Source organism: Streptomyces nojiriensis, from assembly GCF_017639205.1.
In the GTDB taxonomy this organism is placed as follows: domain Bacteria; phylum Actinomycetota; class Actinomycetes; order Streptomycetales; family Streptomycetaceae; genus Streptomyces; species Streptomyces nojiriensis.
Genome location: NZ_CP071139.1, coordinates 8,606,930 through 8,619,347, shown reverse-complemented (window position 1 = coordinate 8,619,347; position 12,418 = coordinate 8,606,930). Strand labels below are relative to the sequence as shown.

The 12,418-nt window shown below is 69.4% G+C and carries 15 protein-coding genes; 7 read left to right on the top strand and 8 right to left on the bottom strand.

The genetic code is table 11. From position 1 onward, the window contains the following. Window positions 1-13: 13 nt before the first annotated feature. Window positions 14-742, top strand: a complete 729-nt coding sequence (locus JYK04_RS38960) for a DUF4839 domain-containing protein (RefSeq protein ID WP_189744653.1) — start codon at window positions 14-16, stop codon at window positions 740-742. Window positions 743-744: 2 nt separating this feature from the next. After that, complete coding sequence (locus JYK04_RS38955) at window positions 745-1,278, top strand: SMI1/KNR4 family protein (protein ID WP_189744651.1); 534 nt, start codon at window positions 745-747, stop codon at window positions 1,276-1,278. 10 nt (window positions 1,279-1,288) lie between these two features. Here JYK04_RS38955 and JYK04_RS38950 read toward each other — a convergent pair whose 3' ends face one another. After that, complete coding sequence (locus JYK04_RS38950; protein ID WP_189744649.1) at window positions 1,289-2,236, bottom strand: AEC family transporter; 948 nt, start codon at window positions 2,234-2,236, stop codon at window positions 1,289-1,291. Between the two features lie 553 nt (window positions 2,237-2,789). Beyond that, the gene (locus tag JYK04_RS38945; protein ID WP_189744648.1) at window positions 2,790-3,005 is read right to left on the bottom strand and encodes a hypothetical protein; all 216 of its coding nucleotides are present in this window, start codon (window positions 3,003-3,005) and stop codon (window positions 2,790-2,792) included. A 677-nt stretch (window positions 3,006-3,682) separates the two neighbouring features. Here JYK04_RS38945 and JYK04_RS38940 point away from each other — a divergent pair. Continuing rightward, on the top strand, window positions 3,683-4,087 hold the full coding sequence (locus JYK04_RS38940) for a hypothetical protein (RefSeq protein WP_189744646.1): 405 nt from the start codon (window positions 3,683-3,685) through the stop codon (window positions 4,085-4,087). Window positions 4,088-4,303: 216 nt separating this feature from the next. Here JYK04_RS38940 and JYK04_RS38935 read toward each other — a convergent pair whose 3' ends face one another. The 4 genes from JYK04_RS38935 to JYK04_RS38920 all read right to left on the bottom strand — a co-directional run bounded on the left by JYK04_RS38935 (window position 4,304) and on the right by JYK04_RS38920 (window position 8,336). Then, on the bottom strand, window positions 4,304-4,705 hold the full coding sequence (locus JYK04_RS38935) for a DUF5958 family protein (RefSeq protein ID WP_189744644.1): 402 nt from the start codon (window positions 4,703-4,705) through the stop codon (window positions 4,304-4,306). A gap of 2 nt (window positions 4,706-4,707) precedes the next feature. Beyond that, window positions 4,708-5,334, bottom strand: a complete 627-nt coding sequence (locus JYK04_RS38930; RefSeq protein ID WP_189744642.1) for a DUF6000 family protein — start codon at window positions 5,332-5,334, stop codon at window positions 4,708-4,710. Between the two features lie 278 nt (window positions 5,335-5,612). Continuing rightward, window positions 5,613-6,053, bottom strand: coding sequence for a hypothetical protein (locus JYK04_RS38925; RefSeq protein WP_189744640.1), 441 nt, complete (start codon window positions 6,051-6,053; stop codon window positions 5,613-5,615). A 48-nt stretch (window positions 6,054-6,101) separates the two neighbouring features. Then, window positions 6,102-8,336, bottom strand: coding sequence for a HEAT repeat domain-containing protein (locus JYK04_RS38920; RefSeq protein ID WP_189744638.1), 2,235 nt, complete (start codon window positions 8,334-8,336; stop codon window positions 6,102-6,104). Window positions 8,337-8,534: 198 nt separating this feature from the next. On the opposite strand from JYK04_RS38920, the gene JYK04_RS38915 reads away from it, so the two are divergent. Next, window positions 8,535-9,305, top strand: a complete 771-nt coding sequence (locus tag JYK04_RS38915; RefSeq protein ID WP_189744636.1) for a hypothetical protein — start codon at window positions 8,535-8,537, stop codon at window positions 9,303-9,305. A gap of 135 nt (window positions 9,306-9,440) precedes the next feature. Here JYK04_RS38915 and JYK04_RS38910 read toward each other — a convergent pair whose 3' ends face one another. Further along, complete coding sequence (locus JYK04_RS38910) at window positions 9,441-10,046, bottom strand: hypothetical protein (protein ID WP_189744634.1); 606 nt, start codon at window positions 10,044-10,046, stop codon at window positions 9,441-9,443. Between the two features lie 268 nt (window positions 10,047-10,314). Here JYK04_RS38910 and JYK04_RS38905 point away from each other — a divergent pair, with 268 nt between their 5' ends. The 3 genes from JYK04_RS38905 (at window position 10,315) to JYK04_RS38895 (ending at window position 11,839) form a co-directional block, all read left to right on the top strand. Continuing rightward, window positions 10,315-10,818, top strand: coding sequence for a GNAT family N-acetyltransferase (locus JYK04_RS38905; protein ID WP_202185973.1), 504 nt, complete (start codon window positions 10,315-10,317; stop codon window positions 10,816-10,818). Window positions 10,819-11,086: 268 nt separating this feature from the next. Continuing rightward, window positions 11,087-11,290 carry a transposase gene (locus JYK04_RS38900; protein ID WP_229876656.1) on the top strand — a complete coding sequence of 68 codons (204 nt, stop codon included), beginning with the start codon at window positions 11,087-11,089 and terminating at the stop codon, window positions 11,288-11,290. Window positions 11,291-11,302: 12 nt separating this feature from the next. Then, window positions 11,303-11,839 (top strand): transposase, encoded by a 537-nt coding sequence (locus JYK04_RS38895; protein WP_425282280.1) that lies wholly within the window; start codon window positions 11,303-11,305, stop codon window positions 11,837-11,839. Window positions 11,840-11,860: 21 nt separating this feature from the next. On the opposite strand, the gene JYK04_RS38890 is transcribed toward JYK04_RS38895, so the two are convergent. Further along, the gene (locus JYK04_RS38890) at window positions 11,861-12,271 is read right to left on the bottom strand and encodes a hypothetical protein (RefSeq protein WP_189744592.1); all 411 of its coding nucleotides are present in this window, start codon (window positions 12,269-12,271) and stop codon (window positions 11,861-11,863) included. Window positions 12,272-12,418: the final 147 nt, after the last annotated feature.

Here is a 12,418-nt window from a genome sequence, read left to right as displayed (position 1 = left end):
GACGCGGAACCGCATGGCTGACGAGATCAGGTACGAGTACAAGACCGTGCAGGCGGTTCGCGGCACCGACGGCTTGGTGATCTCGAAGATGCAGAAGGACGGCTGGGAACTCGTGGACCGGGAAGCCCAGGGCATGCTGCGCTCCACCCTCGAATTCCGTCGGCCGAAGAAGCCGCAGCCGAGGCTCCTGATCGGCACGGCGGCCGCCGTCCTCGTGATCCTGGCCGTCGTCATCGGTACCGGCGCCGCACTCGAGGACGGGGGCGGGAAGAAGGACCGGTCGGACAAGTCGACGGCCGTTGCGAGCGACAAGCCTTCCGCTGCGTCGACTCCGACGGCTGCCGTGTCGGCCGCCGCTGAGGTGATCACTCCTCAGAACGACCCGGAGTTCGCGGCGCTGTTGAAGGGGGACACGTGCGACGGCGCGAACCTGGACTTCGCGACCAGGCACGCGGGTCGGACGATCTCGTTCGACGGGTCGATCGTGAACATGGCGCCCCACGGTGACCAGCACACCCGCTACGACCTCCTCCTGGGCCCGGGCGACAAGGGACCGAACACGGGGGTCGGCCCGGCCTTCAAGTACGAGGACGTCAACATCTCGGACCTGAAGCTGACCGGCAAGAAGATCCCCGACACCGTCGGCGCGGGCGACAAGTTCCGCTTCGTCGCCGAGGTGGGCAAATTCAACGCGGCCCAGTGCGTCTTCTTCCTCGACCCCGTCTCGACGGAGACCCGGTAGTCATGGCCAACGCGCTTCCCCGTCTCCTCGAGATCGCCCCGGCGCCGAGCCGGCCCCGCCACAAGGATTGGGGCGAGGTCGAAGGCATCCTCGCGGTCGGACTCCCCGACGACTACAAAGAGCTCATCGGCCTCTACGGGGGAAGCCACTGGGACGACTACCTCTACGTCCTGGAGCCCGACTGCCCCAACCGGCACTACGACCTCCTCAAGTGGGCCGAGTACCAGTTCGACGACCTGGAAGACCTGTGGACAGTCGAGAAGAAGCCGGCAGAACTGGAGACCGAGGGGGCCGTGGTCATCCCCTGGGCGACCACGGACAACGGGGAATGCCTGTACTGGCTCGTCCTTCCGGGCGTTGAGCCGAACGAATGGACCGTCATGGTGAACGAGGTGAGAGGCCCCCGATGGGAACACCACTCCGTATCGTGCACGCAATTCCTCGCGTCCGCCCTCACCGGAGAGCTGCGGTCGGACATCCTCTCGTCACTCTTCCCCCTGGCCACCCATCAATTCCGCCGCCTCGGTGCTGTGTGAGGATGCTGGGCTACGCCGCCACGGTCTGCAGCCACAGGGGCAGCAGCAGGAGGGACACCAGCGAACTCTTGATCACGATCGACGCGGAGAGGTCGACGCCTACGTCGTAGCGCTGGGCGAAGATGAACAGGTTCTGCGGGGTCGGCATCGCCGCGATCAGGACGAGGTACGCGAGCCACTCGCCCCGCACACCGACGAGCAGCCCGCACACCGCCCAGGTCAGCAGCGGGAACGCCAGGCACTTGAAGCCTATGAGGGCGAGTTCCTCGCGGGTGGTGCCCCGCAGGTCGAGACCGAGGCCGCCCAGGTGGAGGCCGAGGGCGAACAGCGCCACCGGTGAGGCGCTGTCCCCGACGAACGCGGCGCCGTCCAGCACGACGGCCGGGACCCGTACCGAGAGCAGGTTGAGCAGGATCCCCGCGTTGCAGGCGAGGACCAGCGGGGTCGCGAGCGAGGCTCCGACGGCACGGGAGAGGCGGCGGCCCGGACCGCCGGCGGCCGGGCCCGCGCGGCCCAGTTCCATGAGGGCGATGACGACCAGGGACAGTACGCAGACCTGGAACAGCAGGATCGGGAAGATCGGCGCCGCCGTCCCGAACACGGTGATGAAGACGGGGACGGCGAAGTAGGCGGTGTTCACCTGGACTCCCGCCATCACCCGCAGCGCCACGTCGCGGGGCTCGCGCAGGCCGTGGGCGATCGCCGCAGCGGCGACCGCCACCACGGCGAGGGCCGCGGCCCCGGCATAGCCGCCGATCGCCCGCCAGTTGAACAGGGCTCCGAGGTCGCTGGCGTAGATGTTGCCGAAGAGGTAGCAGGGGACGGCGAAGAGGAAGGCGTAGTCGGAGAAGACCTTCGACGCCTCGGCCGGAACGATCTTCCGGCGGGCGAGCAGTACCCCGCCGCCGAACGCCAGCAGCACTGGCACCAATTTCTCCAACGCCGCCGCGCCACCCATGCCCGCATCCCCATGATCGACAGGCAACCAGCCTAGTCGACCACCTCCCTGCCCCCCACCGGGGCGCCGCTCCGACACCGACCCCACCCCGCCGCCGTGCTCGGCGCACCAGGAAACGGGCACCCCTCGCCCGGACCCGCGTACGCGACGCCCTGACGGACCACCTCGCCCGCCGGCCCCGGCGCGGCCGGATCCTTCACGCTCACGCGCAGCCGACAAGCCCCGACTTTCCGCGCTGGGACTGACTGTGACGCTCTGACGGGTCCGGGAGCCATGCGGGTGGGATGGTGGCGATGCCTCTTCCTCAGGGCTGATCGGGGAGCGCCACGTCCCGGCGCCGCACCGCCACAGCAGTCGACCGTAGGTGAGGACAGTGCGCAGCGCGGCGCCGACGACGTAGATGCTCGCCAGAACGGCGGCAGGTAAGCGGTGCCGTTCACACCGCCGGTGGACGGGTTGCCGAAGAAGACCATGACGACGACCGTGAGCAGGGTCCCGATCGGGCTGATCAGGCTCTGCAGGGGCGCGGCGAACAGAGCAACCGCCAGGCACATCAGGGCGAACCCGCCCCACAACGGCCAGAAGTTCGAGCCTCGGGGTGGACGCCGAGGATCGGGCTGATGATCACGTCGAATCCGAGGGCGGCGACGATCGCGTACCCGATGAGGCTCAGGACGCGGCGGCGGGCGGTCGCCGTCTTGGTGCGCTGCATGGCGAGAGTGAGTTTCCAGCCCTGGGCCGTGGCGATTTCCTCGTAGAGGGCCGCCATCCGACCAGGGGCGACCCCTGCGGTCTGGTCGGTCCGGATCCGCGCGGGCCCCGTCTCTGGCCGAAACCGAGCGCCTTGCCTGTGCTGCGCGGCGAGCGGCAGAACCAGGGCCATGGATTGGAACGGGTGGTCCCGAGTCCCATGGCCACTGTCTCGGCGGGCACGCCGCCGTCGCACAGCGCACCAGGCCGCTTCCGCCCGTGTTCAGCGGCGCAGACGCCATCCATACGCGCGCCCCGCCCGGAGTGCCTTGGCGCGTGGGCGGCCGGCCCGCCCTCGTAAGCCGACCGGTCCGAGGTCGATGGCATATTCGGGCCGCGCCTGACATCGGCCGAAGTCGGGGAGACCCGCAGCTGGGACGCGGGTGCGGGCGGCGCGGCCGGCTGCGGCGTCAGGGAGAGGTGAGGATCGTTCCACGAGGCCGCCCACCAGGGCCGTACCTGAGGCCTGGCACAGCGATCAGAGGAAGGACCGACCGCCACCAAGCATGCAGCTCCAAAGCGGGAAGTCTAGGAGGGCAGAGAACTCGAGGGTTGGGGGAGCAGATGGAGTGGGCAACACTCGCAGGCACTGCGCTGGGTGCTTTCACGACGCTGGCTGGAACGTCGTGGGTAGAGCATCTTCGTACTCGGCGCGACCGTCAGACACGTGACGTCGTCCAGAAGCAGGACACGCACGTGGCGTTCGTGCTCGCATGCAACGCATCTCACGAGGAGCTCCGCCGTATTGCGCGCAGCAGTGCAAGTAACGCGGATCGGGGAAGTCTCTGCCGTGATGCGCTGTGGGAAGCAGGGGTATTCGCTCAGCGGGAACGTCTGCTCGTCACCGTTTCGCCGGGCGTAGCCGGCATGGCGGAGGCAGCCCTCAGGCGCTTGGTCGTCATCCGTGACCTCGTCGGCTCGGGCGAGACTCTCGAAACCGATGCCTACAAGCAGGCGTACGCCCGCTATGCGGCCGCTCTGTGGCAGCTCCGGCAAAGCATGCGTGCGGACGCTGCCGCCCCTCTCCTGGATCTTTCAGATCCGGTTTTCATCCGCGAGCAGTTGCCCTCCAGCCAGGAAGGACAACGGAACGAAGGTTGACGACGTGCTCAGCCGCAGGAGGGCGAAGCCGCCTGGCGGGGAGCGCCCGTCGGCTGGGAGGTTCGAGCCAGCGGTCCTCTGCTGCAAACGGGCCGACCAGACAGTCGAAAGGCCGAGCCCGCGCCGAGAGCCACCGGCGCCGTGGACCTCATGGAGGCACTGCGGGCGTCCGTCGAACGGGCCCGCAGCCGCCGGTAGCACAGCGGGGACTCGTCATCACCCGTCGGTGACGGACAGCCTGTGCCACCAGTGACCGCATCCGCCGGAGCAGAAGCGTTCGCGGCGCCGTTCGTCAGCGACCGCGAGTACCGCGACCAGCAGCCGGAACGCCTTGCGACGTTCGTCGACGGGGGTGAGGCCTGCGATCTTCCTCAGTTGCTGCTCGATCGGGCCGCGGGTGATCAGGACCGCAGGCGTGTGCGTCGGGCGCAGCCCGGCACGGCGGATGCTCTCCGGTCCGTCTTCGGTGACCGCGCGGGCCTGCATGCAGTGATGGCGGAGGAACAGGAGAACCTCGTCCTGGTCCTCCGGGCCCTGGGCGTCGAACCAGTCGATCCCCTGTGACATCGGGCGCAGGCCCTGGGCGAGTTCGTTGAGGATGATGTCGCGCTCGGTCATGATCAGCTCCCGCAGTCCGGCGAGGCGAAGACCTCGACCGACTCGTCGACGAACGCGCAGAGTTGCTTCACGGCCTGCTCGCAGTTGCGCGGGTCGAGGGCCGCCACAGCCCGGACTTCGAGCCATCGGTCCCACGGACCGCCCGGGGAAAGGAACCGTGTTGCGTAGTCGGAGCCGAGCATCTCATCGAGGTACAGGAGTGTCCCGAGGACGGTCGGCTGGTCGTAGTCGAGGTCGGGACGCGACAAGTAGTGATCAAGGTAGGCGCTGAGCAGTTCGGCATCCGCTGCAGTGCCGAACCTCGCGAGGGCGACGCAGTACGCCGCGCCCGCGTACGGACCCCCGCTGGCGAGCAGGAGCCGGCCGATGAGGTCGCGGAACTCGGTCCTGTGGGCCACGGCGACCAGCCAGGCGGCGGTCTTGCGCTCGCGCCAGCCGCCCTCGAAGAGGATGCCGAGCTCCGCGGGAGTGATCTCGTAGGCAGCCTGCGCCAGATCCCGCACGAACGTGGAGCGCTGGACCGCGTTCATCCGGTGGAGACTCCCGCCCAACCGAAGGTATCGCCGATCAGGCCTGACGAACCGTCGAACCAGCTCCTGCAACTCGGGATCGCTCCGGATATCACGCATAGCCGCATCCTGGCCCGGGACGGTACGCACGCGCCACGGGTTTACCGACCGCCTCAGCCACCTCGGCGGAAGGTGGTCACTGGGCAGAGAAGGGACCGGGCCGAACGAGAGGTCACGGACCGGACGGGCCGCACCGGACCTCCTGAGATGAGCCCCCTTTCGTTCTGCCTTCGCACCCCTGTGACCGAGCGCGATACCTGGCCCTGATGGACGACCTCGGTGCTCGGCTCGGCGCCGGCAGAGCCGCCGCTCACCGGGAAACGGCCCTGCGGCCGCGGTCAGCAGGCCCAGTTGTCGTGTCCTGGCGGGAGCTCTTTACGCAGAAGGCCTATGAACGCGCGACCGCACGCCAGCATGGGTTCGACGGGCAGGTCCGCGTCGAAGCCTTCGTCATGGCCTCCTGTTCCGTAGGAGTTGACGAGGTCCTTCGGGATGGCGGGGGTCCATGCGAGAAGTTGCTGCAGGACGCGCTCCGAGAGGTGCAGCGCGAGCGCCACCCGAGCGGGTTCCGTCCCGAGGTGCTCGTCCAGACAGGACGAGACGAACCCCACGAAGCCGGTCGTGGCCTGCATCTCCCAGTCGTCGCAGGCACCGGCCAACCACTCCGGAGCGTCAGGGACCGCCTTCGCCTCCTGCGCCAGTAGATACAGCCACACTTCGGCCTGCTCGTCGCGGACCCAAAATCCAGAGCCGCAGTAGTCCAAGTTCGAGGTGGCCATGCCGCGAGTAGAGCACGCAGGAGCGGGTACCCGCCACGGAACCCCCGGTCAGAGCCCTGATCGCCCTGGGACGAATGGTGCGGGGCGCCGCCGCCTGGTTCGGATGTCGAGGCGGCCGACGTTGCCCGACGGGTCAGGGTGTTGCGGGTCCGGGCAGGCGGTGAGGAGTGCCCGGACGCGATTTCGGAGGGTTTCGTCCTGGCGGATGATGCGATCTTCGACTCCTGAGCGGACCACTCGGGCGTCGCCGTCGGCGAGGGCGGCAAGTCGGCGTGTTTGGCCGCCAGTCAGTGCGTCGGGGCCGAGTGCTTCCAGGGCGTCGCAGGCACCCGCCGGATCGGCGTCCGATTCGGCTGAGCGCAGGGCGGCCTCGGCGAGCGCGGTGCGGTCCAGCGAGGCGGGTTCGCCCATGGCCGTGAGGGCCAGCACCGCGGCCGGTGCCCGGGCCGGATCGTCGAGGGCGGCTTCCAGGCGGGCGGCGAGGGGCCGTCCCGCGGGGCCGAGGAGGACCGCCGCGCGGGCGGCCCGCACCACGGACCACCGGGACCATGGGTTCTGTTCGGCGCGCGCGAAGACCGAGTCCAGAACGGCAACGACCCCGTCCGTGTCCCCCGTGACACGCCACAGGGCCTCGGCGAGAGCCGTGGTCGTGTCCAGCGCGGGGGTGGTGTCGCCGTCCGTGCCGCTGAGCGCCTCTCGCAGGGCAGGCGCAAGCGCCGCTGCCCGGGGACCGAGCGCACCGGCCGCCCTGGCGGCCTCCCTGAGCTCGCCGGCGCCGCGCCGGAGGTCCTGCTCGAGCCGGTGCAGCAGGGGCGCGATCTCGCCGTCGAGGTCGTACAGGGCCTTCGCCACGGAGAGGACTCCCTGCTCGGCCGCCACCGCCCGCAACGAGGTGACGGCCCGGACGCGGTCTGCCGGGGCGCAGTCGGCGGCGACGGAGGCGATCGCCCGGGCGGCCTGGCCGGGAAAGTGCGGGAGTGCCGCGCACAGCTCGGGCAACGCCGGCGCTGCCTCGGCGCCCCACCCCGCCAACAGGTTCGTCAGCTGCCAGGGTTCGCTGCCGCTCAAGGCCTCGGGCCGGGCGAGGTGCTGCCGGAAGGCGTCAAGGAGTTCGCCGCTGTAGGGGAAGGCGAGGCCCTCCGGGCTCCGGAACCCGGCGGCGGCAGCGAGGGCCCGCGGGCGCCGCCCGAGCCCGGCGGCCAGGAGCGGCGCCGACTGCGCGGGCGCAACCAGTGCGAGCGCGGCCAGGGCCCGGTCCGCGTGGTCGTCGTCGTGGTCCGCGTTCCGTCCGGCGAGGGGGGCGAGGACGTTCACTGCCGGTGCGGCAACGCTGCCCAGCCGGCCCAGGAGGCACGACATCGTGACCACCGACTCCTCGTCGACGGCCGCCGTTCGAAGGCTCGGCACGAGTCGCCGCGGGGCACTGCGGGAGAGCATGCAGGCGCGGTCTGCCGCCCAGAGGCCTTCGGCCCGCACCTCGGCCCGACCGTCGTACAGGGCTGCGTCGACCAGCGCGAACGCCGCCTCGCGCGCCATCCGCCGACCCCGGCCCAGGAGTGCCTCGACGACGGCGGCCAGCGGCTCGCCGCGTTCGAGGCCGAGATCGGAGCGCAGGGGGTCGGCGGGCAGAAGGGACAGCATCGTCGTGTGCAGGGGCCCGGTCCACGGAGCACCCGCGTCGAGGGAGGCGAAGACGGCGGCCATGCGCACCTCGGTCGGCTGGGACGGATCCAGAACGGTGGCGGCCGCCGCCGCTCCGCCCTGCGGGTCGAGCCGTGCGATCCCGGCCAGGACCTCCGCGCGCGCGGAGGGCTCGGGTTCTTCGTCCCAGCGCGCGCGGAGGGCCGGGAGCGCAACCGCGGGCGCGCCGGTGTGGGACACCGCCCAGGCCGCGGTCCGGCGGACCTCCGGATCCGGGGAGGCCAACAGGGGCAGTAGCAGCGGGAGCCGGTCCGCCACAGCCGCCCGGACCGCGCCCGGTGCAACGCCGTACGCGTCCTCGCTCTCCGCCATGCCGCCGAGCAGCGCCAGGACGTCTGCCGTGCAGTGGCCGGCCGCCGCAATCCCGGCCAGGAACGGCACCGCCTCCGCACTGGCGGGGTAGACCGTCCCCTGGTGCAGAACGCTCCCGTACAGCTCGGACAACGCCTCATCCGCCGCATCCACGTCAGCGCCCGTCAGGGCCCGCAGCAGATCGGGCACATCCTCCGCGCTGCCGTACGCGTGGGAAAGGGCAGGCCAGGGTCGGGCATCCAGGCCATCGAGCGGGTGTACGAGATCCATGCGGGCATGGTGCCGGCCGGCTCTGACATGCCCCGCCGCCTACGCCGCTCACTCGGGCCGACCAGAACGCCCAGGGGCCGACTACGACACCCGGTGGTCCAGTTGGAACCGCTCACCCCGTCCGCCCGTCTTGTCCGCGGGGGTTGCCAGAGACTCAACACCCTTTACGCTCTTCACCACCGAGGTCCGAGGAGATCCATGGTCGACACCGTCAACTCGCTGGCCGTCCGTGTTCACGAACTGCTGGTGGAGGCCATGACCAATGGTCCCGCCGCGGCGGGCACCGCGGGCTTCCACGACGTCGTCGCGCGCGCCACGGCGCTCGGCCCCGACGGCACGTGGCTCGTCGCCGCCGGCCACTCGAGCCTCGGCGTCATGGCCGTCCTACGCGGAGAGGCGAACCAGGGAATCTTCCATCTCGACGCCGCGGTGGCAGCCGGTTACAACGACTGCGTGGCGCTCCACGTCGCCCCCCTACGTCCGCTGCACGACGATCCCCGCTTCAGGGCCCTGTACCAGCGGATGCGCATCACCCAGGCGGACCTCGACGAGTTCTTCTGGCTGCACCAGGAAACACAGCTCATGGTGCAGGACGCCCAGACAGCGGCCGTCGACAACATAGGCCGTCTCGATACCGGGGTGTCCCCGCTTCCGCAGGCCCCCATGCCGACCCGGGAACCGAACACCCCCGGCGTCCTGATCACCCGCATCGATCTCGCGGCGACCCAGACCGCACTCCAACAGGCCGCCTTGAAGTCGGAGTTCCAGCGCAGCTCCGGCAATACCAGCCTCAGCCTCATCGACGACTCGTGGGACTACGACCGCGCTAGGCGCGACGCCTGGCACGCCGACGAGTTGGATTCCCAGCGCCTGCGGGCCGCCGAGGCCCGGGCATTCGTCGAACGCCCCGGCGCCGGCACCATGCTCATCCCCTGCCCGCCGCTGGGCTCGATCGCATACCCGGGCTGAGGAGGACCGCACCGGCACGGTGGCCGGTGAAGCTTCTTCGCCGGCCCCCGTCCACCATTTCGGGCGAGGCTGGTGAGAACCGGCTACAGAGACCGCGACGCCCCCGCCGACCGGCGGGGGAGCTGTGGCAGGTACTCAGGCTTCGGTCAGCCAGCCTTCCTCAAGACCGCCCAGAACGAACCCGTTCTCGAAGCGCACCCGGTATCTGATCTGAGCGCTGACTCCGGCGTCGAGCCCTCCGTGCCGGATGATCTGCTGACGGAGACTGTCGATCAGGCCGGCCGTGTGGCCATCGAACTGGACGCCGCGGACCCGCCGTTCGAATTCCGCGAGCCCGTCCTGGGCCAGGCCGCCGGCTTCCTTCGCCAAGCCCGTGACGATGCCCTCCAAGCCCTCGGCCAGGCACAGCGGACCGGGGAAACCGATCCTGGCCGCCGTGTCATTTGCGGTCAGCTGCACATCCCTGGTCAGCTTCACCTTCGCGCCGGTCTCGTACGGCATGGGTGTACCCCCTCGTTCGATCTTGGCCGTGACCATGGCAAGCGTAGCCGGGATGCCATGGAAGGAATGGGTGTCCGGCAAGATCAGAAGCCTCACGGCTTGCCAGGTGCGGCCCTTCGTATCGACCTCGGCCTGCAACTGCTCGAAGACCCGATTCCAGGTGGGGCCCGGCTTCTTGCCTACCGGCCGCAACGGCTCCAACCGCTCCCACTGGCCATCCGTCAGATGACTACGACGCACCGGCGGTAGTCGTCCATGACCTTGATCCACTTTCGCGACAGGCCCTAGATCATTTCAGGGCTGGGGACTTGACCACCGAGCCACCGTCTCTGGCTGCCGTCGCGCGACACGCGCAGAACCCTGTTCCTGCTTCTCGTCAACACTTCCCACAGCAGCCGCCCGCCGGCGTTCCCAGAATCCGGCTACAACCGTTTCTCCATCTGGCCTACATACCATACGGGGAAACTCCAGGGGAGCGGGCGGCCGCGCGCTGCTACGGTCGGGCGCTATGAGCTGGCTCCCCGATAACTTCGTCCATCCCGTCCTGATACCGCTGCCGGGCAGTGGTCATCACCTGCGGCCAATCCGGGAGACGGACACCCCGCTCGACTATCCGGCTGTGATGGGTTCGCGCGAGCGGCTGTGGACCATCTACGGCCCAGCCTGGGGCTGGCCCGCAGCCACCATGACCTACGAGGCCGACCAGGCCGACCTGTTGCGGCACGAGAAGGAGATCGCCGCACACCAGTCTTTCAACTACGCGCTGTTCGACGCAGAGGAGACAGCTCTGCTCGGCTGCGTCTACATCGACCCACCGGAGAGGGCCGGTGCGGACGGCGAGATCTCCTGGTGGGTGGTGGACGAGCTGGTGGACAGCAAGGTCGAGCAGGCCCTCGACGAGCTGGTGCCGCAGTGGATCGCCGCCGACTGGCCGTTCGAGCAGCCACGCTTCCTCGGCCGAGAGATCTCCTGGTCGGACTGGCTCGCCCTGCCGGAACACCCCGACGCGTAAGTGGCTGCTGTCGTTCCAATCTTGTGGGGTGTTGGTCGAACAGGGATCCCGTTCGGGTGATCGCGGTGGGTTTCGGGCATGAGAACAGGGCCTCTTGGTAGCTCGGTAATTGTCTACGCCAACGAGTTTTCCAGGAGGCCCTCTTGTCGAAGTTCTACGCCTTCGTGCAGGGCGGGTCCAGTCCGTTCACCCCGCGTGTGACTGTCTCGCGCACCGGTTCGGGAACGCCGCGGACAACGGGACGCGCCAGCGGCGCTACCCCACCGACATGACGGGCACGCAGTGGGCCGTGGTCCGTCCACTGATGCCGGTGCCGGGCTGGCTGGAGGGCCGCGGTGGACGTCTGGAGGCGTACTGCCACCGGACGATGTTGGACGCGGTCCACTACCTGGTCGACAACGGAACCAAATGGCGGGCCATACCGGCCGACTTCCCGCTGTGGGAGCTGGTCTACGCCTTCTTCCGACGTTGACGCGAACACGGTCTGACCGCCGATTTCCACGACCGGCTCCGCGGGAAGGTCCGCAAGAAGGCGTGCCGGGACCCGGAGCCGACCGCGGGTGTGATCGACTCCCAGTCGGTGAAGGCGGACGCCGTCGTGGGCGCGGACAGCCGCGGATTCGACGGCGGCAAGCTGATCAACGGCCGCGAACGGCACGCCGTGGTCGACACACTCGGCCTCGTGCTCGGCGTGATGGTCACCACCGCGGACACCGGCGACCGCACTGCCGCCCGGGTACTTCTCGAACAGGTCACCCACGCACATCACCGGCTGGAGCTGATCTGGGCCGACGGCGGATACACCGGCAGTCTCATCGAGCGCTGCCTCGCCACGCTCGCGCTGGTCCTCGCGATCGTGAAGCGCAGCGACGACATGCGCGGCTTCGTCGTGCTGCCCAAGCGGTGGATCGTCGAGAGGTTCTTCGCCCACCTGATGCGCAGTCGCCGGTCCGCCGCTACGCGGACACCTCCAGAACAGTACTGCTGTGCCCACAGCAGTACCGATCCCAAGGCTGCGTGAAATCGGATGTCCTGCAGGCAGTCACCGAGCCTCGCCGCTTCTTGCATTTCCCCGGTAGGTCACTGCGTCGGGGCCGATACCCAGGGCGGTGAGAAGGGTGTTGATCGCGGCTTCGTCGTCCTCGGTGTCCTTGAGGACGGACACGATGGTGTCCTTCAAAGGGCTGGTGTTCAGCCGGTAGAGAGCGAAGTGGATCCCCCTGATCTGGACCATCGCCACATCGACCTCGGAGAGCTCTTCCCAGCCGTGCTCGATCGACAGCCTCAAACGGTGCGCCAGGGCCTCCAGCGGGGGCGCAAGGCAGGCGACTTCGCGGAACAGGCCTGCGACGTACCACCACATACTCGTCTGCCACGCAGGGTTCGGGTTCGGGCAGGCTGAGATGGGCGCCTCCAGCCAGGCGGCTTCCGGGCCAGGCATGTCGAAGTTCAAGATCTTCCACCCTCGTTTTAACCGCAGCCTACTTGTGACCGGCCGGTGACTGTTGAGCGGGTTTGGGGCCGGCCCGCCATTGCCGAGCTGCGAGACCGCCGGCCTGGGGCCGGTCCGCCGTACGAGCAGCGTCATCGCGGCGGCCTG

Excerpts from the sequence above, each read along its gene's own strand:
- JYK04_RS38960 (WP_189744653.1), top strand. The coding sequence starts at position 14 with ATGGCTGACGAGATCAGGTACGAGTACAAGACCGTGCAGGCGGTTCGC.
- JYK04_RS38955 (WP_189744651.1), top strand. The coding sequence starts at position 745 with ATGGCCAACGCGCTTCCCCGTCTCCTCGAGATCGCCCCGGCGCCGAGC.
- JYK04_RS38950 (WP_189744649.1), bottom strand. The coding sequence starts at position 2,236 with ATGGGTGGCGCGGCGGCGTTGGAGAAATTGGTGCCAGTGCTGCTGGCG.
- JYK04_RS38945 (WP_189744648.1), bottom strand. The coding sequence starts at position 3,005 with ATGGCGGCCCTCTACGAGGAAATCGCCACGGCCCAGGGCTGGAAACTC.
- JYK04_RS38935 (WP_189744644.1), bottom strand. The coding sequence starts at position 4,705 with ATGACCGAGCGCGACATCATCCTCAACGAACTCGCCCAGGGCCTGCGC.
- JYK04_RS38930 (WP_189744642.1), bottom strand. The coding sequence starts at position 5,334 with ATGCGTGATATCCGGAGCGATCCCGAGTTGCAGGAGCTGGTTCGACGG.
- JYK04_RS38925 (WP_189744640.1), bottom strand. The coding sequence starts at position 6,053 with ATGGCCACCTCGAACTTGGACTACTGCGGCTCTGGATTTTGGGTCCGC.
- JYK04_RS38920 (WP_189744638.1), bottom strand. The coding sequence starts at position 8,336 with ATGGATCTCGTACACCCGCTCGATGGCCTGGATGCCCGACCCTGGCCT.
- JYK04_RS38915 (WP_189744636.1), top strand. The coding sequence starts at position 8,535 with ATGGTCGACACCGTCAACTCGCTGGCCGTCCGTGTTCACGAACTGCTG.
- JYK04_RS38905 (WP_202185973.1), top strand. The coding sequence starts at position 10,315 with ATGAGCTGGCTCCCCGATAACTTCGTCCATCCCGTCCTGATACCGCTG.
- JYK04_RS38900 (WP_229876656.1), top strand. The coding sequence starts at position 11,087 with ATGACGGGCACGCAGTGGGCCGTGGTCCGTCCACTGATGCCGGTGCCG.